The sequence below is a fragment of the Streptomyces sp. NPDC044719 genome, from assembly GCF_056433405.1.
Window position 1 is genome coordinate 520,485 of sequence record NZ_JBWKHE010000007.1, and the last position, 20,191, is coordinate 540,675.

General features: G+C 71.6%; 18 protein-coding genes, 1 pseudogene and 1 riboswitch. Of the genes and pseudogenes, 16 read left to right on the plus strand and 3 right to left on the minus strand.

All coding sequences use genetic code 11. The annotated features are described in order from the left end of the window. Positions 1-152 precede the first annotated feature (152 nt). Positions 153-3,710 carry a transcription-repair coupling factor gene (gene mfd, locus AC07DF_RS29070; protein ID WP_478977645.1) on the plus strand — a complete coding sequence of 1,186 codons (3,558 nt, stop codon included), beginning with the start codon at positions 153-155 and terminating at the stop codon, positions 3,708-3,710. A gap of 4 nt (positions 3,711-3,714) precedes the next feature. Here mfd and AC07DF_RS29075 read toward each other — a convergent pair. From AC07DF_RS29075 to AC07DF_RS29085, 3 genes and pseudogenes are all read right to left on the minus strand, one after another. Continuing rightward, a pseudogene (locus tag AC07DF_RS29075) lies at positions 3,715-4,056 on the minus strand (MerR family transcriptional regulator); the annotation flags it as partial. A 26-nt stretch (positions 4,057-4,082) separates the two neighbouring features. Beyond that, positions 4,083-4,844 (minus strand): SDR family NAD(P)-dependent oxidoreductase, encoded by a 762-nt coding sequence (locus AC07DF_RS29080; RefSeq protein ID WP_478977648.1) that lies wholly within the window; start codon positions 4,842-4,844, stop codon positions 4,083-4,085. Positions 4,845-4,977: 133 nt separating this feature from the next. Further along, a complete protein-coding gene (locus tag AC07DF_RS29085) occupies positions 4,978-5,163 on the minus strand; it encodes an antitoxin (RefSeq protein WP_478977651.1) in 186 nt (61 codons plus the stop codon). 137 nt (positions 5,164-5,300) lie between these two features. On the opposite strand from AC07DF_RS29085, the gene AC07DF_RS29090 reads away from it, so the two are divergent. The 15 genes from AC07DF_RS29090 (at position 5,301) to AC07DF_RS29160 (ending at position 20,146) form a co-directional block, all read left to right on the plus strand. Further along, complete coding sequence (locus AC07DF_RS29090) at positions 5,301-6,077, plus strand: HNH endonuclease family protein (protein ID WP_478977654.1); 777 nt, start codon at positions 5,301-5,303, stop codon at positions 6,075-6,077. 20 nt (positions 6,078-6,097) lie between these two features. Further along, positions 6,098-6,802 (plus strand): DNA alkylation repair protein, encoded by a 705-nt coding sequence (locus AC07DF_RS29095; protein WP_478977657.1) that lies wholly within the window; start codon positions 6,098-6,100, stop codon positions 6,800-6,802. A 27-nt stretch (positions 6,803-6,829) separates the two neighbouring features. Further along, positions 6,830-8,011 carry an MFS transporter gene (locus AC07DF_RS29100; RefSeq protein WP_478977660.1) on the plus strand — a complete coding sequence of 394 codons (1,182 nt, stop codon included), beginning with the start codon at positions 6,830-6,832 and terminating at the stop codon, positions 8,009-8,011. 41 nt (positions 8,012-8,052) lie between these two features. Then, positions 8,053-8,796 (plus strand): N-acetyltransferase, encoded by a 744-nt coding sequence (locus AC07DF_RS29105; protein WP_478977663.1) that lies wholly within the window; start codon positions 8,053-8,055, stop codon positions 8,794-8,796. A 161-nt stretch (positions 8,797-8,957) separates the two neighbouring features. Then, positions 8,958-9,575 (plus strand): hypothetical protein, encoded by a 618-nt coding sequence (locus tag AC07DF_RS29110; RefSeq protein WP_478977665.1) that lies wholly within the window; start codon positions 8,958-8,960, stop codon positions 9,573-9,575. 38 nt (positions 9,576-9,613) lie between these two features. Next, positions 9,614-11,110 carry a protein kinase domain-containing protein gene (locus tag AC07DF_RS29115; RefSeq protein WP_478977952.1) on the plus strand — a complete coding sequence of 499 codons (1,497 nt, stop codon included), beginning with the start codon at positions 9,614-9,616 and terminating at the stop codon, positions 11,108-11,110. A 142-nt stretch (positions 11,111-11,252) separates the two neighbouring features. Next, positions 11,253-11,900: a SurA N-terminal domain-containing protein gene (locus tag AC07DF_RS29120; protein WP_478977668.1), complete on the plus strand. Its 648-nt coding sequence runs from the start codon at positions 11,253-11,255 to the stop codon at positions 11,898-11,900. A gap of 68 nt (positions 11,901-11,968) precedes the next feature. After that, positions 11,969-12,976, plus strand: a complete 1,008-nt coding sequence (locus tag AC07DF_RS29125) for a nucleoside triphosphate pyrophosphohydrolase (protein ID WP_478977671.1) — start codon at positions 11,969-11,971, stop codon at positions 12,974-12,976. Between the two features lie 3 nt (positions 12,977-12,979). Next, a complete protein-coding gene (locus tag AC07DF_RS29130) occupies positions 12,980-14,266 on the plus strand; it encodes a cytochrome P450 family protein (RefSeq protein WP_478977674.1) in 1,287 nt (428 codons plus the stop codon). Between the two features lie 129 nt (positions 14,267-14,395). Then, positions 14,396-15,349: a transglycosylase family protein gene (locus tag AC07DF_RS29135; protein WP_478977677.1), complete on the plus strand. Its 954-nt coding sequence runs from the start codon at positions 14,396-14,398 to the stop codon at positions 15,347-15,349. Positions 15,350-15,577: 228 nt separating this feature from the next. After that, positions 15,578-15,744, plus strand: a riboswitch (cyclic di-AMP (ydaO/yuaA leader). A 4-nt stretch (positions 15,745-15,748) separates the two neighbouring features. Then, entirely contained in the window at positions 15,749-16,444 is a 696-nt protein-coding gene (locus tag AC07DF_RS29140; RefSeq protein WP_478977680.1) for a transglycosylase family protein, read from the plus strand. Positions 16,445-16,729: 285 nt separating this feature from the next. Then, positions 16,730-18,010, plus strand: coding sequence for a phosphopyruvate hydratase (gene eno, locus AC07DF_RS29145; RefSeq protein WP_382832273.1), 1,281 nt, complete (start codon positions 16,730-16,732; stop codon positions 18,008-18,010). A 128-nt stretch (positions 18,011-18,138) separates the two neighbouring features. Next, on the plus strand, positions 18,139-18,615 hold the full coding sequence (locus tag AC07DF_RS29150; RefSeq protein ID WP_454364087.1) for an FtsB family cell division protein: 477 nt from the start codon (positions 18,139-18,141) through the stop codon (positions 18,613-18,615). A gap of 53 nt (positions 18,616-18,668) precedes the next feature. Beyond that, a complete protein-coding gene (locus tag AC07DF_RS29155) occupies positions 18,669-19,208 on the plus strand; it encodes a DUF501 domain-containing protein (protein ID WP_469416918.1) in 540 nt (179 codons plus the stop codon). After that, complete coding sequence (locus AC07DF_RS29160) at positions 19,205-20,146, plus strand: Ppx/GppA phosphatase family protein (protein ID WP_478977686.1); 942 nt, start codon at positions 19,205-19,207, stop codon at positions 20,144-20,146. The genes AC07DF_RS29155 and AC07DF_RS29160 overlap by 4 nt, the downstream gene beginning before the upstream one ends. Positions 20,147-20,191: the final 45 nt, after the last annotated feature.

A 20,191-nucleotide genomic window follows, 5' to 3' on the forward strand; every position in this document is an offset into this window, starting at 1 on the left:
CGGGCCAGGACACCGACACCGCGCACCTCACACCCCGGGCGTTGTCCACAGCCCCCGCCGCCCGGCCGCGCAGCGTCGTACGCTGGAGACCCCCGGCCCGCGGCGCGCGTCGGGCCCGTCGTGTTGCCCACCCCTGGACGGAAAAGACCCGTATGAGCCTGCACGGTCTGCTCGACGCCGTAGTCAGAGACGCCGCCCTCGCGGAAGCGATCAGCGCGGCCGCAGACGGCAACCGCATGCACGTCGACCTGGTCGGCCCCCCAGCCGCCCGCCCCTTCGCGGTCGCCGCTCTGGCGCGGGACACGGGCCGCCCGGTGCTGGCGGTGACGGCGACGGGCCGCGAGGCCGAGGACCTGGCCGCGGCCCTGCGCTCCCTCCTCCCGCCGGAGGGGGTCGTGGAGTACCCCTCCTGGGAGACCCTGCCGCACGAGCGGCTCAGCCCCCGCAGCGACACCGTCGGCCGCCGCCTGGCCGTGCTGCGGCGCCTGGCCCACCCCCGCCCCGACGACCCCGAGACCGGCCCGGTCTCCGTCGTCGTGGCGCCCGTCCGGTCCGTGCTCCAGCCGCAGGTCAAGGGCCTCGGCGACCTGGAGCCGGTCGCCCTGAAGCCGGGGCAGACCGTCGACCTCGAGGAGATCGTCGACGCTCTCGGGGCCGCCGCGTACGCGCGCGTGGAGCTGGTCGAGAAGCGCGGCGAGTTCGCCGTGCGCGGCGGCATCCTCGATGTGTTCCCGCCCACCGAGGAACACCCCCTGCGCATCGAGTTCTGGGGCGACGACGTCGAGGAGATCCGCTACTTCAAGGTCGCCGACCAGCGCTCCCTCGAAATCGCCGAGCACGGCCTGTGGGCGCCGCCGTGCCGCGAACTGCTGCTCACCGAGGACGTCCGCGCGCGGGCGCGTGCCCTGGCCGAACAGCACCCCGAGCTCGGTGAACTGCTCGGCAAGATCGCCGAGGGGATCGCGGTCGAGGGCATGGAGTCCCTCGCTCCGGTCCTCGTCGACGACATGGAGCTGCTGCTCGACGTGCTGCCCAAGGGCGCCATGGCGGTCGTGTGCGACCCGGAGCGGGTCCGCACGCGTGCCTCGGACCTGGTGGCCACCTCGCAGGAGTTCCTCCAGGCCTCCTGGGCGGCCACCGCCGGTGGCGGAGAGGCACCCATCGACGTCGGCGCGGCCTCCCTGTGGGGCATCGCGGACGTCCGGGACCGGGCCCGCGAGCTGGACATGATGTGGTGGTCGGTGTCGCCGTTCGCCGCGGACGAGGAGCTCACGGAGACATTTGCCGCTGACGCGGCGGGGGACACCCTCAAGCTCGGCATGCACGCCCCGGAGACCTACCGCGGGGACACCGCCAAGGCCCTCGCCGACACCAAGGGCTGGCTCGCCGAGGGCCGGCGCGTGGTGTTCGTCACGGAGGGGCACGGCCCGGCGGCCCGTACGGTCGAGGTGCTGGGCGGCGAGGGCATCGCGGCCCGCCTCGACGCCGACCTCGCCGAGATCTCCCCGTCCCTGGTGCACGTGGCGTGCGGCTCGATCGAGCACGGCTTCGTCGACACGGCCCTCGGGCTCGCCGTACTGACCGAGACGGACCTGACCGGCCAGAGGGCCGCGGGCCGCGACGGCGCCCGGATGCCGGCCCGCCGCCGCAAGACCATCGACCCGCTCACCCTGGAGCCGGGCGACTACATCGTCCACGAGCAGCACGGCGTGGGCCGCTACATCGAGATGGTGCAGCGCACCGTGCAGGGCGCGACCCGCGAGTACCTGGTCGTCGAGTACGCCCCCGCCAAGCGCGGCCAGCCCGGCGACCGCCTCTACATCCCCACCGACCAGCTGGAGCAGATCACCAAGTACGTCGGCGGCGAGGCCCCCACCCTGCACCGCCTGGGCGGCGCCGACTGGACGAAGACGAAGGCCCGCGCCAAGAAGGCCGTCAAGGAGATCGCCGCCGACCTCATCAAGCTGTACAGCGCGCGCATGGCGGCCCCCGGGCACGCCTTCGGGGCGGACACCCCCTGGCAGCGCGAGCTGGAGGATGCCTTCCCCTACGCGGAGACGCCCGACCAGCTCACCACGATCGCCGAGGTCAAGGACGACATGGAGAAGACGGTCCCGATGGACCGGCTGATCTGCGGCGACGTCGGCTACGGCAAGACCGAGATCGCGGTCCGGGCCGCCTTCAAGGCCGTCCAGGACGGCAAGCAGGTGGCCGTCCTGGTGCCCACGACGCTGCTGGTGCAGCAGCACTTCGGGACGTTCAGCGAGCGGTACGCGCAGTTCCCGGTCAGTGTGAAGGCGCTCTCCCGCTTCCAGACCGACACCGAGGCCAAGGCGGTCCTGGAGGGCCTGCGCGAGGGCTCGGTGGACATCGTCATCGGCACGCACCGGCTGTTCTCGTCGGAGACGAAGTTCAAGGACCTGGGCCTGGTCATCGTCGACGAGGAGCAGCGCTTCGGCGTCGAGCACAAGGAGCAGCTGAAGAAGCTCCGGGCCAACGTCGACGTCCTGACGATGTCCGCCACCCCGATCCCCCGGACGCTGGAGATGGCGGTCACGGGCATCCGGGAGATGTCGACGATCACCACCCCGCCGGAGGAGCGGCACCCAGTGCTGACCTTCGTCGGCCCGTACGAGGAGAAGCAGATCGGCGCCGCCATCCGCCGTGAACTGCTGCGCGAGGGCCAGGTCTTCTACATCCACAACCGGGTCGAGTCGATCGACCGGGCCGCGGCCCGGCTGCGCGAGATCGTCCCCGAGGCGCGCATCGCCACCGCCCACGGCCAGATGTCGGAGTCGGCACTCGAGCAGGTCGTCGTCGACTTCTGGGAGAAGAAGTTCGACGTGCTGGTGTCCACGACGATCGTGGAGTCCGGCATCGACATCTCCAACGCGAACACGCTCATCGTGGAGCGCGGCGACAACTTCGGGCTCTCGCAGCTGCACCAGCTGCGCGGCCGGGTGGGCCGGGGCCGCGAGCGCGGCTACGCCTACTTCCTCTACCCGCCGGAGAAGCCGCTGACCGAGACCGCGCACGAGCGGCTCGCGACCATCGCGCAGCACACCGAGATGGGCGCCGGCATGTACGTGGCGATGAAGGACCTGGAGATCCGCGGCGCGGGCAACCTCCTCGGCGGCGAGCAGTCCGGCCACATCGCGGGCGTCGGCTTCGACCTGTACGTACGGATGGTCGGCGAGGCCGTCGCCGACTACCGGCGCCAGCTGGAGACCGGCGAGATCGAGGAGGAGCCGCCGCTCGAGGTCAAGATCGAGCTGCCCGTCGACGCGCACGTCCCGCACGACTACGCGCCGGGCGAGCGGCTCCGTCTCCAGGCGTACCGCGCCATCGCCTCCGCCAACACGGAGGAGGACGTCAAGGGCGTCCGCGAGGAACTCGTCGACCGCTACGGCAAGCTGCCCGAACCGGTGGAGAACCTGCTGCTCGTCGCCGGCCTGCGCATGCTCGCGCGCGCGTGCGGGGTCGGCGAGATCGTGCTGCAGGGCACCAACATCCGCTTCGCCCCGGTGGAGTTGCGCGAATCGCAGGAACTGCGGCTCAAGCGGCTCTATCCCGGCACGGTCATCAAGCCGGCGGTGCACCAGGTGCTGGTGCCACGCCCGAAGACCGCGAAGGTCGGCGGAAAGCCGCTGGTCGGGCGGGAGTTGCTGGCGTGGGTCGGGGAGTTCCTGACGTCGGTGCTGGGGTCCTGACGCCCCGCGTGCGAAGGACCGCCGCCAGCCGGTCGCGCACCGCCACCTGTGCGGCGATGCGCGCGTCCAGCACGGCGAGGCGCTCGGCGGCGGTCCTGACGGCCCTGTCGGAGGGGGGCCCGGCCAGGACGTCGCCGTCCAGGCACGGCAGGAACACCCGTACGTCGTCGAGCGTCAGCCCCACGTCGAGCAGGCTCCGGATGTTGCGGACGCGGACCGCCGCGGCGGCGTCGTACAGGCGGTAGCCGTTGGCGGCGCGTTCGGAGGTGATGAGCCCCGCCTGCTCGTAGTGGCGCAGGGAGCGCGGTGTCGTGCCGCTCGCCTCGGCGAGTTCGCCGATCCGCATACGGGGTTCCGTCATGCGCGTCAGTCTCATGTGACGAGCGCGCCGCCGTCCACCGGAAGCACCACGCCGGTGATGAACGAGGCCTGTGGCGAGGCCAGTCGGGCGATCGCCCACGCCACCTCCGCGGGGCGGCCGACCCGGCCGAGCGGCGTGTGCTCGAGCTGCCAGGCGCGGATCGCGGCGCGCTGCTCGGGGGTGTGACCGGCGTGGTCGCCGATCGGCGTGTCGATCGCGCCCGGGGCCACGGCGGCGACCCGGATCCCCAGCGGGGCGAGCTCCACCGCCCAGCTGCGCGTGAGCACCTCCAGGGCCGCCTTTCCGGCCGCGTACAGGGAGTTGCCGGGCCAGCCGCGCTGTCCTACCGACGTCGTCACGTTGACGATCACACCGCGGCTGTCCTCCAGCGCCGGGAGCGCGGCCTGGGTGAGCAGAACGGGGGCGAGGAGGTTCGTCGCGAGCTGCGGCTCGACGGCGGCACGCGTGTACGTGCGCAGGGACTGGGCGTTGACGATGCCCGCGTTGTTCACCAGCACATCGATACGGCCGTGCCGGTCGAGCACGGTACGCACGATGCTCTCCGGGCCGTCGTCGGCCGTGATGTCGGCGGCGAGCGGGGTGATGCGGGACGGGTCGTGGGCGGCGGTCTCGGCGAGGGGTGCCTCGCGGCGGCCCACCGCCACGACCCGCGCGCCCTCTTCGGCGAACGCGTGGGCGGTGGCCCGGCCTATGCCGGTGCCGGCGCCGGTGACGAGAACGGTGCGCGAGATCTTCGGATCGGGGGATGTCATGCGGGGATCGTCCGACCCTGACGCCGGTGTCAAGGTCAAGCGCCGCGTGGAAAACCGCCCTCGGAACACCGGAAGCCGCCCGGCGGGAGGCGCGTATGCGTCTCCCCGGGCGGCCTCTTCGGGAGGAGGGGCCTTATTGCTGGTCGGGCCGGTCGCGGTCCCGGTCCATGCCGAGGGAGCCTTCCACCCGCTGCTGCCCGGAGTCGACCTGGTCCTCGTACTTGCCGCCGGTCCTCTCGTTGACCTTCTGTTCCGCGGTGTCCGAGCCTTGCTTGCCCTTGTGCCGCGCCTGGCTCTTGAACTTGTCGAAGATGCCCATGCAGAACTCCTTCAGAAGGTGATTCAAAACCGACGATACGCGCGACATGCGATGAATGCCCGTTTAGGCCTGATGTGGTCTGGACCTCTCCCGGCTACCGTGGAAGCCAGGCACGGACAAGCAGGGGAGGGCGCACGGTGACGCGTCTGAGGGGCGGGGCGGCACTGGCTGTCGCGATGGTGTTCGCCGGTTCCACGCTGGTCGGCTGCGAGGGCCTGGCCCCGCCCGCGGACGGCGGCGGACCCTCCGGCTCCGGTGTCCCGGCCGACGGCGACGGACGGGCGGTGAACCCGCTGGACAACCCGGACGGCACCAAGCCGGGGCTCGCGGCGATCACGTCCACCGCGGACCGGGCGAGGGCGCGGGCCGTGATCGAGAAGGTGGCGACGAAGGGGCGCGGCCCCAGGACGGGATACGAACGGGACAAGTTCGGCTACGCCTGGATGGACTCGGCGCCCCGCGAAGTCCCCTTCTCGCACAACGGCTGTGACTCGCGGAACGACCTCTTGAAGCGTGACGGGCAGGACCTCCGTTTCCGGTCGGGCTCGGACTGCGTCGTCATGGCGCTGACGCTGCACGACCCGTACACCGGGAACGTCATCGAGTGGACCAAGTCCCGTGCCACGAAGGTCCAGATCGACCACGTCATGCCGCTGTCGTACGACTGGCAGATGGGCGCTTCGCGCTGGACGAAGGACAAGCGGGAGTCCATCGCCAACGACCCGCTGAATCTCGTCCCGGTGGACGGCCCGACCAACAGCGCGAAGGGCGACTCCGGCCCGGCGTCCTGGCTGCCGCCCCACAAGGCGATCCGCTGCTCCTACTCGGTGCGCTTCGCCCAGGTGTCCCTGAAGTACGACCTGCCGGTGACGGCGGCCGACAAGGAGATGATGCTGCGGCAGTGCGGGGGGTGAACGGGCTACCGTCCTTCGGCATGACGGCCGATTCGCTCGACAGCTTGCGGACCGAGCTCCGGGGCCTGGCGGAGCCGGGGGTCAGAGCGCAGCAACTGCGGGTGCTCCGTCCTGCGGAGGACGACGAACTGCTCGGCGTGCGCGTGCCCGTGCTGCGCCGGATGGCCCGGACCCACCGGGACCTGGCGCAGGCGGACGTGGAGGTGCTGCTGCGCAGCCGCGTCCACGAGGAGCGGCTCGCCGGACTCCTCGTCCTGGCCGAGCGGATGCGGACGGCGCGCGGGGCGGAGCGTGCGGCGCTGGTCGACTTCTATCTGGCGCACACCGGCTGTGTGGACAACTGGGACCTGGTGGACGGCTCCGCGCATGTCGTGCTCGGCCCGTGGCTGGTGGACGGGCCGCCGGACGCCACGGAGATCCTGGACCGGCTCGCCGGGTCGGCGTGGCTGTGGGACCGCCGGATCGCCGTGGTCGCCACGCTGGCGTTGATCCGCGAGGGACGCTTCGAGCCGACGCTCCGCCTGGTGCGCGTCTTGTGCCGGGATCCGGAACCGCTGATCCACAAGGCGCTCGGCTGGATGCTGCGCGAGATCGGCCGCCGGGACGCGCCCCTGCTGGTGGCGTTCCTCGAACGCCACCAGGCCGAACTGCCGCGCGTCACTGTGCGGTACGCTACCGAGCTTCTTCCGGCGGGCGAGCGGGCACGATTCGTGCGCACGCGCTAGTGCGTACGGCAGGGAGGGGGGCGAAGGATGCCGACCGGACTCATAGCCCTGGCCCTCGGCGGCTTCGGCATCGGGCTCACCGAGTTCCTGATCGCCGGCCTGCTGCCCCAGGTGGCGTCGAGTTTCGAGGTGTCCGAGGCGGCCGCCGGATGGCTGATCTCCGGGTACGCGCTGAGTGTCGCGGTCGGGGCGATCGCGCTGACCGCGGCGACGGCACGGCTGCCCCGCAAGCCGGTCCTGGTCGGCCTGGTCGCGCTGTTCGTCATCGGCAACCTGCTCTCCGCCGTCGCCCCGAGCTACCCGGTGATGCTGCTCGGGCGGATCGTCGCGGCGCTGTGCCACGGCTCGTTCTTCGGGATCGGCTCGCTGGTCGCGCGGAGTCTGGTCGCACCGGAGAAGAAGTCCCGGGCCGTGGCCGTCATGTTCGCCGGGCTGACGGTCGCCAACGTGCTGGGTGTGCCGTTCGGCGCGCTGGTCGGTGAACGCTGGGGCTGGCGGGCGGCGTTCTGGGCGGTCACCGCGATCGGCGTGCTCGCACTGGCGGGAATCGCCGCACTCGTCCCAGGCCGGGCGGGGGAGCAGGGGTCGGCACCGCCCAGCGGCCTGCGGGAGCAGCTCCGCGCCTTCCGGTCCTCGCAGGTCTGGCTGACCCTGGCGGCCACCGCGCTGAGCTACGGCGGCATGTTCGGCGCGTTCAGCTACATCGCGTACACGTTCACCGAGGTCAGCGGCTTCGCCCCGGCGGACGTCGCCTGGCTGCTGATGGTGTACGGCGTCGGCCTGGTGGCCGGGAACCTGGTCGGCGGGCGCGCGGCCGACCGCGACCGGGACCGTGCCCTGCTCCTGGCCCTGCTCGGACTCACCCTCACCCTGGCCCTGTTCGGGCTGCTGGCCCACAGCGCCGTCGCGTCCGTCGTCCTGGTGTTCCTGATGGGGGTGACCGGGTTCGCCAGTGTGCCCGGCATGATCACCCGCGTCACCGACGTCGCCGGCGGGGCGGCACTGGCCGCCAGTGCCAACGTCTCGGCGTCCAACATCGGCAACGCCCTCGGCGCCTGGCTCGGCGGCCTGGCCATCTCGGCGGGCCTCGGCTACACCGCACCGCTCTACGTCGGCGCCGGGATCGCGCTGACCTCGGTCGCCGTCATGGCGGTCGCCGCACGCCAGGCCAGGTCGCCCCGGACAGCGGACCGGGTCCCCACCGGCTAATTCGGTTCCGGGTGGGCGCCCGGACGCCTAGCGTGACCCGCATGCAGACGAAGACATCGAGCCTTGCCGAGCGCCCGGACATGCTGGAGCGGATCGTCGGAATGGCGGACAGCTGGCCGGAGTTCGTGATCCAGGACCTCGTGGGCGCCGCGCACTTCCCGCGCATCGCCGCCGAACTCCCCGAATACGTCCTCTTCGCCGAGGACGAGCGGGGCGAGATCGTCGCGAACGCCTACAGCGTGCCCTTCGCTCTCGGCGTCGAGGGCCGCGGCGAACTGCCCGCGGGCGGCTGGGACACGGTCCTCGTATGGGCCTTCTCCGATCTGCGTCGCGGCGTCCGGCCCGACACGGTCAGCGCGATCTCGATATCCGTCGCCCCGCACGCACAGGGCCGCGGCCTGTCCGCGGTGATGCTCTCGGCCATGCGCGAAACCGCCCGGGCCCGCGGCTTTTGCGAGGTCGTCGCCCCGGTCCGCCCCAGCGCCAAGCACCTGGAACCGCACACCCCCATCGAGGAGTACGCCCGCCGCGTACGCCCCGACGGCCTGCCGCAGGACCCGTGGCTGCGCGTCCACGCCCGGGCCGGAGCCACCATCGACTCCGTGGCGCCCGCGTCCATGACGGTGGCCGCCTCGCTGGGCCACTGGCGCCGCTGGACGGGGCTGCCCTTCGACACCGAGGGCGACATCGAGGTGCCCGGCGGCCTGGTGCCGGTGCGCTGCGAGCCGGCGCGCGGGTACGCGGTGTACGTCGAGCCCAACGTGTGGATGCGGCACCCCTTGTGAGTGCCGGCAGGGAGGTGTGACCGGCGCGAAGTGATCAGCACGACAACGGTTCGGTACAACCCGTGACGGGTTGTCCGTGTCGGGCTATACGCTCGGACTCCCCACCGGGCTCTGTCACTCGCACACCCGTCCCCATCGGCTACACCGGTCCAGGAGCAGTCATGTACGGCCACGGCGCGGCGCCGCCTCCTCGCAGCGCGGCAACGGTCATCTCCCTGCGCGTGCTGTTCGCCGCCGCCGGTTTCCTCACGTGCGGGGTGCTGGCCTGCGTACCGCTGTTCCGGGTGGCCGTCCTGCGCGGACGGGGCCTCGACTGGGCGCTGGCCTGGGTGAGCCTGCCCCTGTCCATCGCGTGCTTCGCGGTGATCGGCGTACTGCCGGAGGGCGACTACCGGACCGACATCGCGCTGGCCGTGATGCTGCTGCTCGGCCTGGGCTCCTCCATCTACTTCCTGATCGTGGACATCGGCCACCACAGCGCACCCCGGCAGTTCGCCGGCTACCCCTCGCCCCACGCGCAGACGGCGACGCACACCCCGTATGGCTATCCGCACCCCGCGCCGCCCTACGCCCCCACGTCCACGCCCGTCCCGCGGCAGCCGCCGCACCCACCCGTCACCGGCGACACCCCGCCGTCCGGCCCCGTACCGCCGTCACCGCAGCGCCCCGCCCCCGCCCGCATCGACCAGGTACGCGCCGAACTCGACGAACTCAGCGACTACCTGCGCCGGCACGAGGGCGAAGGGCACCGGGACGGCACCCCCGAGGGCGGCAGGTGAGCGCGGCGGCAGGACGTGTCGTCGCCGGCCGCTACGAGCTGTCCACGCTCCTCGGCCAGGGCGGCATGGGCCAGGTCTGGACGGCGTACGACCAGCGGCTCGACCGGCGCGTGGCCGTGAAGCTGCTGCGCCCCGACAAGGTGGCCGGGCAGGACGCGGAGGAACTGCGCCGCCGCTTCGTGCGCGAGTGCCGGGTGACGGCGCAGGTCGACCACCCGGGCCTGGTCACGGTGCACGACGCGGGCAGTGAGGGCGAGGAGCTGTTCCTCGTCATGCAGTACATCGACGGGGCCGACCTCGCCGGCCATCTCGCCGAGCACGACCCGTACCCCTGGCAGTGGGCGGTGGCGGTCGCCGCGCAACTGTGCGCCGTGCTCAGCGCCGTGCACGCCGTGCCGATCGTCCACCGCGACCTCAAGCCGCGCAATGTGATGGTGAAGCAGGACGGCACGGTCACCGTCCTCGACCTGGGCATCGCCTCCGTGATGGACACGGACACCACCCGCCTCACCCACACCGGAACCCCCATAGGCTCGCCCGCCTACATGGCCCCCGAGCAGGCGATGGGCGGCGCGGTCGGCCCGTACACCGACCTGTACGCACTCGGTGTCGTCCTGCACGAACTGCTCAGCGGCGACGTCCCCTTCTCCGGCTCCACCGCGCTCGGCGTACTGCACCGGCATCTGTACGAGCCCCCGCTGCCCGTGCGCCGCGTCCGCCCCGAGGTCCCCGAGGCCCTGGAGGCCCTCGTCCTGCGACTCCTCGCCAAGGACCCGCAGCACCGGCCGGCGTCCGCGCAGGAGGTGTACGAGCATCTGGAGCCGCTCCTGCCCGCGCGCGGGACGCCCAGCGGAGCACCCCTCGACCCCACCCGCCCGTTCCTGCGCCCGCACGCCCCCTGGCCGGACCGGGCGCGCACCCCGGCGCCCCAGCCCGCGCCCGCCACGCCCGTCCCCGAGGCGCCCGGCAAGACGGACATCGCCCGCGCCGTCGACGAGGTCAAACGGCTCCTCGGCGAGGGCCGCATCACCCAGGCCGTCGACATCCTCGGCGCGACCCTGCCCGCCGCCGCCGAACAGCACGGCGAGCACTCCCCGGTCGTACGCACCCTGCGCAAGCAGTACGCGGCCACGCTCCTCGACGACGGCCAGTACCGGCGCGCCCTGCCCGAGCTGCGCCGCCTCGCCGACGAACGCGCCGCCGAGGCCGGCCAGGCCGACCCGCAGTCCCTGCGCTTCCGCTACGAGGCCGCCCAGTGCCTTGAACAGCTGGGCGAACCGGCCGCCGCGCTCGCCGAGTACCGGGCGGTGCTGCCCTACTACGAGAACCAGTACGTCGCCGCCGGCGGCCCCGAACTGGCGCACGACGTCCGCCGCCGCATCGGCCACCTCCTGCTCGCCCTCGGTGACCGCGGCGCCGCCCACGACACCCTCGCCCGGCTGCTGCACGACGTGGAGCGCACCCACGGCCCCGGGCACCCGCTGGGCGCGGAGATCCGCCGGACGCTGCAGTGGCTGGGACAGGTCCGAGGCTGACCACCGGCCCAGGGGCGGCGCGGCGGTGCCGGAAGTCCTGGTGAATCGTTGGTCGAATGGGTTGGCCAGAGCCTGCTCACTGCCTAACATCGATCAACGCAAGACCTTGTGCACCGTCGCACAATCTCCTCGGGAGGTTTCCTTGCACCGCCGCCGTCGCACCGCGCTCGTCCTCACCGCCGCGATCGCCGCAGCGGCGCCCCTCCTCACCGCCTGCGGAAACGACGCGCATCCCGGCGCCGCCGCCGTGGTCGGCGGGCAGCGGATCACCGTCTCCCAGCTGGAGGAGCGGGTCGGCGAGGTACGCGCGGCCCAGCGGGCGACCGTGCCGAACGACGCCCAGTACCAGCAGGCCATCGCCCGGACCGGCACCCTCACCCGGGACACCCTGCACACCATGATCCTCGACCGGGTGCTGCACCGCGCCGCCGAGAACGCCGGGGTGACCGTCACCCGCAAGGAGATCCAGGAGATGCGGTCCGGCCTGGAGGAGCAGGCCGGCGGCGCCAAGGCGCTGGAGACGACCTGGCTCCAGCAGTACGGCATCCCGCCGGAGCGCCTGGACGACAACCTCCGCCTCCAGCTCGAGGCCCAGAAGCTCGCCGAGAAGCTCAACACGGACACCAGCCGTCCCGAGTTCTGGAAGGCCCTGTCCGACGCCTCCAAGGACCTGAACGTCGACCTCAACCCGCGTTACGGCACCTGGGACGTCCAGAAGAGCAGCCGCGCCGACGCGAAGACGCCGTGGGTGCGGGACGTGACGACGGCCCAGACGCAGCAGGGCATGTAGCGCGCCCCCCGCTGCGGGGCCTGTGGATAACTTCGGGGGCTGTCGGCGACGTGGGATAGCTTCGAATCGTGAACGCCAACAGCCCCGAAGCCACCCCGCGACCCGAGCAGGCCGCCCCCGGTACGGCCACCGCCCCCGGCCGCGTCGTCCTGCTCACCACCAGCCACCGCGTCGCCCCCGGCCTGCTCTCCTGGCCCGCCTGGCAGGCGCTGCACGCGGCCGACCAGGTGCTGTGCGCGGACGGCACCCACCCGCAGCTGCCGTATCTGCGCGAGGCGGGGATCACCGTCGACGAGGCCTCCCCGGCCGCCCAGGAGCTGATCGACGCCTGCGCCGGGGGCCGCACGGTGGTCGTCGTGGCGACGGGCGAGGGCGAGCCGGCCCTCACGGACGGCCTCGCGCGCCTGGCCGGCACCGGCCGCGTCGACATGCCCGAGCTGGAGCTGCTCCCCGCCTCCTACGACCTGCCGGGCGCCCGCCTCCTCGACCTCGTCCAGGTCATGGACCGCATCCGCGCCGAGTGCCCCTGGTCGTCCCGCCAGACCCACGAGGGCCTGGCGAAGTACGGCATCGAGGAGGCGTACGAACTCGTCGAGGCGATCGAGGAGGGCGACCGCGACGAACTGCGCGAGGAGCTCGGTGACGTCCTCCTCCAGGTCGTCTTCCACGCCCGCATCGCCGAGGAGGACCTGCAGGCGCCCTTCTCCATCGACGACGTCGCCGGCGGCATCGTCGCCAAGCTCATCCACCGCCACCCGCACGTCTTCGGCGAGGAGACGGCCACCACCCCCGAGGAGGTCAAGGAGCACTGGCTGCGCACCAAGGCGGTCGAGAAGCAGCGCACCTCCGTCACCGAGGGCATCCCCCTCGGCCAGCCCGGCCTGGCCCTCGCCGCCAAGCTGGCCTCCCGGGCCCGCACAGCGAAGCTGGACATACCGCTCCCACCCGTCGAGGGCATCGGCTACGACCTCCTGGCCCTGGCGGTCCGCGCCGAGTCGGAGGGCGTGGACCCGGAGGCGGCCCTGAGAGCGGCGGCCCGCGCGTACCGGGACGCGATCAGGGAGACCGAGGGCTGAGGCATGCGACTTGATGTGCCCGGGGTGCCCGAACTGTTCTCGTGGGAGTTCGCCACCGACCCCTACCCCGCCTACGCCTGGCTCCGCGAACACGCCCCCGTGCACCGGACCAAGCTCCCCAGCGGCGTCGAGGCCTGGCTGGTCACGCGGTACGCCGACGCCAAGCAGACCCTCGCCGACAACCGGCTCTCCAAGGACCCGGCGCATCATCACGAACCCGCGCACGCCAAGGGCAAGACCGGCATCCCCGGTGAGCGCAAGGCCGAGTTGATGACGCATCTGCTCAACATCGATCCGCCGGACCACACCCGGCTGCGGCGGCTGGTGTCCAAGGCGTTCACGCCCCGCCGGGTCGCCGAGTTCGAGCAGCGGGTGCAGGAGCTCACCGACGGTCTCATCGACGGGTTCGCGGAGCAGGGGTCCGCCGACCTGATCCACGAGTTCGCCTTCCCGCTCCCCATCTACGCCATCTGTGACATGCTCGGCGTCCCCCGCGAGGACCAGGACGACTTCCGGGACTGGGCGGGCATGATGATCCGTCACCAGGGCGGGCCCCGGGGCGGCGTGGCGCGGTCCGTGAAGAAGATGCGCGGCTACCTCGCCGACCTCATCCACCGCAAGCGCGAGGCGCTCCCCGCCGAAGCCGCCCCCGGCGAGGACCTCATCTCCGGTCTCATCCGCGCCTCCGACCACGGCGAGCACCTCACCGAGAACGAGGCCGCCGCCATGGCCTTCATCCTGCTGTTCGCCGGTTTCGAGACGACCGTGAACCTGATCGGCAACGGCACCTACGCCCTGCTCACCCACCCCGAGCAGCGCACCCGGCTCCAGGCGTCCCTCGCCGCCGGGGAGAGGGGCCTCCTGGAGACCGGCGTCGAGGAGCTGCTGCGCTTCGACGGCCCCGTCGAGCTCGCCACCTGGCGCTTCGCCACACAGCCCCTCACCATCGGCGGGCAGCACATCGACGCCGGCGACCCGGTCCTCGTCGTCCTGGCCGCCGCCGACCGGGACCCGGAGCGGTTCGCCGATCCGGACGTGCTCGACCTCGCCCGCCGCGACAACCAGCACCTCGGGTACGGCCACGGCATCCACTACTGCCTCGGCGCCCCGCTCGCCCGCCTGGAGGGCCAGACCGCCCTCGCCACGCTCCTCACCCGTCTCCCGGACCTGAGGCTCGCGGCCGACCCGGCCGAGCTGAGATGGCGCGGCGGGCTGATCATGCGCGGGCTGCGCACCCTGCCGGTGGAGTTCACGCCCGCATCCAAAGGTGACACGCCGTCAGGGTTGTGATCTTCACGTGATCTACGCGGCATTAACTTGTGACAAGTGATCGTCTGCCTATACGTTCACCCATCATCAGCGCGAGCCAGTCAAACCTGCGCCGCGCAGGTCACTGCTGTCTTCGCGAAAGGTCTCCGTATGCTCTCCGGGAACGGTCGGCACCGTCGCCCCCGCCAGGCTCCGGCTCTCCTCGTCGCGGCAGGAGTGACCGGCTCCGCCATCGCGATCCCGCTCCTCGGAGCCTCCGGCGCCAGCGCTGCCGACGGCACGACCTGGGACCGGGTCGCGGACTGTGAGACCGGCGGCGCCTGGAGCCAGAACAGCGGCAACGGATACTTCGGCGGCCTGCAGTTGTCGCAGGAGGACTGGGAGAGCCACGGCGGCCTGGACTACGCCCCGAGCGCCGACCTGGCCAGCCGTTCCCAGCAGATAGCCGTGGCCGAGAGAATCCTCGCCGAGCAGGGAGCCGGTGCCTGGCGCACCTGCGGACTGCTCTCCGGCCTCGAGCAGGACAAGAAGTCGTCCGACTCGAGTGACTCATCCGATTCTTCGGAATCATACGGATTGCTCGACTCTCTCGGTTCGTCCCCTTCGTCGTCCGCCTCGCCGTCTCCTGACGCGCCGTCGACCTCGCAGGATGAAAGCGGCAACTCGGACAAGTCGCCCGACTCCGAGGACTCCTTTTCGCGGGACCAGGAGTCAGGTTCCCCGTCGGCGACGCCCGAGCCTGACAAGTCCGGCAACTCCCAGCAGGACGAAGACTCTTCGGCGCGCACCGAGACCGGGACCGACACCGGCTCCGGCCGTCACCGTGGTCCCAGTGCCGACGAAACCCCCACGCCCGAGAACGGCCGTACGGGCGAGTCCACGGGCCGTCACGCCTCGCGCGGCGACGAGGGCTCCGACGACTCGTCCGAGGGTGCCTACATCGTGGGTATCGGCGACAGTCTCTGGTCCATCGCCGACTCCCTTGATATCAGCGGCGGATGGCACGAGCTCTACGACGGCAACAAGAAGGCCGTCGGTGCCGACCCGAACCTCATTCGCCCCGGTGAGAAGCTCACGGTAGAGGGCGAAGCGGACGGGAAGTAGTTGTTCGGGCAGTGCGGAAACGGGGGCGGAAGTCGCCCCGAAACCGCTCGAGTTCGCGTCCTGTTTCGCAGTGAATGTCCCGTTTGGGGTCCGTGAGAGATAGATCTCAGAAGCCCTGATCGTCTTTGAAATTCGGCGGATCGCGTGGCTACGGTCGGGACCGCTCGTCACCACGAGCCCCGGCTGCCGCAACGCCGAATCCTGCCAGCGGCCGTACGGGAACAGTCGTCGCGTCAAGCGCCGTAGGCAGGAGCGGGGGACCCAAGGTAGGTGCCCGACCGGCCAGTTGCGCCGGAAGGGCTTGGGGTGAAGCCGTGTCCCGGGAGGGGCGCGGCCGGGCAACTCAACCGGCCCGAACCCGACAGCTCACCTCGCAGGCGTCGGTGAGGGGATCCTTCCATGCTGTTTTCCAGCAAGGGCAAGCACCGCCGTCCGTCCAAGGCCAGCCGTGCCATCGCCGTCGCCGGTGTCACCGGCGCCGCTGTCGCCGCCCCGCTGATGGCCGCCGGCGGCGCCTCCGCCGCCACCGCCTCCGAGTGGGACGCCGTCGCCCAGTGCGAGGCCGGCGGCAACTGGTCCATCAACACCGGCAACGGCTACTACGGCGGTCTGCAGTTCTCCGCCTCCACCTGGTCCGGCTACGGCGGCACCAAGTACGCCGCCACCGCCGACCAGGCCACCAAGGAGCAGCAGATCGAGATCGGCGAGAAGGTCCTCGCGGGCCAGGGCAAGGGTGCCTGGCCGGTCTGCGGCAAGGGCCTGTCGAGTGCCGGCTACAACGGCGGCGGCTCCTCCTCGAACGACTCCGGCAGCTCCTCGCAGCAGAGCGAGCAGAGCACCGAGTCCCGCGAGACCCAGCAGCCGGCCTCGCGCTCCGAGGACCGCCCGGCCGCCAAGAAGACCGTCACCACCCCGACCGGCAAGAAGGTCAAGAAGGGCGACGGCGAGTACAAGGTCGTCAAGGGCGACACCCTGAGCTCGATCGCGTCGGACGAGAAGGTCGAGGGCGGCTGGGAGAAGCTGTTCCAGCTGAACAAGGACATCGTCTCGGACGCCAACCTCATCTACCCGGGCCAGCAGCTGCACCTGAAGTAAGCAGCGGCCCTCCGCCCCCCTCGGGGGGCGGCCCCCGTCCCCACGGGCTCCCCGCCCCGGTGCGTGTTCCCCCGTACGCGCCGGGGCGGGGTTTTTTCTGCCCCGCTTTTCCACAACCGTCTTTGTTCCGTTCGGAAACAATTTACGCTCGGTTCTGTCCATGGGGTGGGCGACCCGGTGGCCGATCGGCCGGAGCCGGTTAGGCTCATGTCGCGAGCCACCACGGCCCGCCCTCGCCGGGTCCCCGCGACCCGCGTACCCGCGTCACATAAGAAGGAGATGCTCGTGCCGTCCATCGACGTCGTCGTAGCCCGGGAAATCCTGGACTCCCGAGGCAACCCCACGGTCGAGGTCGAGGTCGGCCTCGACGACGGCAGCACCGGTCGTGCCGCCGTCCCGTCCGGCGCCTCCACGGGCGCCTTCGAGGCCATCGAGCTGCGTGACGGCGACTCGAACCGTTACCTCGGCAAGGGTGTGGAGAAGGCCGTCCTCGCGGTCATCGAGCAGATCGGCCCGGAGCTCGTCGGCTACGACGCCACCGAGCAGCGCCTGATCGACCAGGCGATGTTCGACCTGGACGCCACCGACAACAAGGGCTCCCTCGGCGCCAACGCCATCCTCGGCGTCTCCCTCGCCGTCGCCCACGCCGCCTCCGAGGCCAGCGACCTGCCGCTGTTCCGCTACCTGGGCGGCCCGAACGCGCACCTGCTGCCGGTGCCGATGATGAACATCCTGAACGGCGGCTCGCACGCCGACTCCAACGTGGACATCCAGGAGTTCATGATCGCCCCGATCGGCGCGGAGTCCTTCTCCGAGGCCCTGCGCTGGGGCGCCGAGGTCTACCACACGCTGAAGAAGGTCCTGAAGAGCAAGGGCCTGGCCACCGGCCTCGGCGACGAGGGCGGCTTCGCCCCGAACCTCGGCTCCAACCGCGAGGCCCTCGACCTCATCCTCGAGGCGATCAAGGAGGCCGGCTACACCCCCGGCGAGCAGATCGCCCTCGCCCTCGACGTGGCCGCGTCCGAGTTCTACAAGGACGGCGCCTACACCTTCGAGGGCAAGACGCGCTCAGCCGCCGAGATGACCGAGTACTACGCCGAGCTCGTCGACGCGTACCCGCTCGTCTCCATCGAGGACCCGCTGTTCGAGGACGACTGGGACGGCTGGAAGACCATCACCGAGAAGCTCGGCGACAAGGTCCAGCTCGTCGGCGACGACCTGTTCGTCACCAACCCCGAGCGCCTCGCCCGCGGCATCGACGAGAACGCCGCCAACGCCCTGCTGGTCAAGGTCAACCAGATCGGTTCGCTGACCGAGACCCTGGACGCCGTCGAGCTGGCGCAGCGCAACGGCTTCAAGTGCATGATGTCCCACCGCTCCGGCGAGACCGAGGACGTCACCATCGCCGACCTGGCTGTCGCCACCAACTGCGGCCAGATCAAGACCGGCGCCCCGGCCCGCTCCGAGCGCGTCGCCAAGTACAACCAGCTGCTGCGCATCGAGGAGATCCTCGACGACGCCGCGGTCTACGCCGGCCGCAGCGCCTTCCCGCGCTTCAAGGGCTGACCGGGCTGACCCGATAAGGGTCAAGCCTGAGCCAGTCGTACGTACGTCCCCGTACTCGGTCCCGTACCGTGTCCGGGGACGTACGCGCGTCGGACGGTGGAGCGGGAGAGCGGGAGAGCGGGGAGATCATGGCCGTGAAGGACCGGGACCGTTTCTCCACCGCGACCAGGATCCGGCTGCTCGGCGAGCAGACCGCGGCCCGGGTCTACCGCTCCCAGACCCGGCGCCAGGCCCGCCGCTCCCGGCTGACCGGCCGGGCCGCGCTGCTCGCCCTGGTGATGTGCACACTGATCGTGGCGCTGGCCTACCCGATGCGGGAGTACGTCTCCCAGCGCGCCGAGATCGACGACCTCCAGCGCGAACAGCAGCAGGCCCGCCAACGTGTCGAACGGCTGCGCGATCAGAAGGCGCGCTGGCAGGACGACGCATACGCGGAACAGCAGATCCGGCAGCGGTTGCACTACGTCATGCCGGGGGAGACGGGATTCATCGTCGTCGACCCGCACGCGGCGCGGCAGTCGCACGCCGTGCTCGGGACGGCCGACCGCGTCTGGTACGCGAACGTGTGGGACGGCGTCGACAAGTCCGACGCCTCCGCCCGGTGAACCCGGACCCCAGCCAGATATCTGACTCAAAGAAAGACAGCCTGAAGACAGTCATGGAAACGCCCCCGCCGACCACCCCGCGCACCGAGCCCACCGACGCGGACGTCGAGGCCTTCAAGCAGCAGCTCGGTCGGCCCCCGCGCGGTCTGCGCGCGATCGCGCACCGGTGCCCGTGCGGGCAGCCCGACGTCGTCGAGACGGCGCCCCGGCTGCCGGACGGGACGCCGTTCCCGACGCTGTACTACCTGACGTGCCCGCGAGCCGCCTCGGCCATCGGCACGCTGGAGGCGAACGGCGTGATGAAGGAGATGACCGAGCGTCTGGCCTCGGACCCGGAGCTGGCGGCGGCGTACCGGGCGGCGCACGAGGACTACATCCGGCGGCGCGACGAGATCGAGGAGCTGAAGAACTTCCCGAGCGCGGGCGGCATGCCGGACCGGGTGAAGTGCCTGCACGTGCTCGTGGGCCACTCGCTGGCCGCGGGGCCCGGGGTGAACCCGCTGGGGGACGAGGCGATCGAGATGCTGCCGGAGTGGTGGCGCAAGGGCCCGTGCGTGACGGGCGCGACGACCGCCGAGGAGGACGACCGATGACCCGTGTCGCCGCCGTGGACTGCGGTACGAACTCCATCCGGCTCCTGGTCGCGGACGCTGACCCGACCACCGGTGAGCTGGTCGACCTGGACCGCCGTATGACCATCGTGCGGCTCGGGCAGGGCGTCGACCGCACCGGCCGGCTCGCCCCCGAGGCGCTGCAGCGGACCTTCGCGGCGTGCCGCGAATACGCCGCGATCATCAAGGAGCACGGGGCGCAGCGGCTCCGGTTCGTGGCGACCTCCGCCTCCCGCGACGCCGAGAACCGCGACGAGTTCGTGCGCGGCGTGCTGGACATCCTGGGCGTCGAGCCCGAGGTGATCTCCGGGGACCAGGAGGCCGAGTTCTCCTTCACCGGCGCCACCAAGGAGCTCGCCGGGGCAGACCATCTCCCGAAGCCCTACCTCGTCGTGGACATCGGCGGCGGCTCGACCGAGTTCGTCGTCGGCGACGACCATGTCCGGGCGGCCCGCTCGGTGGACATCGGCTGCGTCCGGATGACCGAGCGCCACCTGGTCCGGGACGGCGTGGTGAGTGACCCGCCGTCGAAGGAGCAGATCGCGGCGATGCGGGCGGACATCGAGGCCGCCCTCGACCTCGCCGAGGAGACGGTCCCGCTGCGCGAGGCCCGCACGCTGGTGGGGCTCGCCGGGTCCGTGACGACCGTGTCGGCGATCGCCCAGGAACTGCCCGAGTACGACTCGGCCGCCATCCACCACTCCCGCGTCTCCCACGAGAAGGTCCGCGAGATCACCGAGTGGCTGCTGCGCTCCACCCACGCCGAGCGCGCGGCCGTGCCCTCCATGCACCCGGGCCGGGTCGACGTGATCGCGGCGGGGGCCCTCGTGCTGCTGTCGATCATGGAGCGGATCGGCGCCGAGGAGGTCGTCGTGAGCGAGCACGACATCCTCGACGGCATCGCGTGGTCGGTCGCGTAGGCGGCTTCTGAGCAGGCATGGATCACGTTTGAGCGCGTCCGGGGG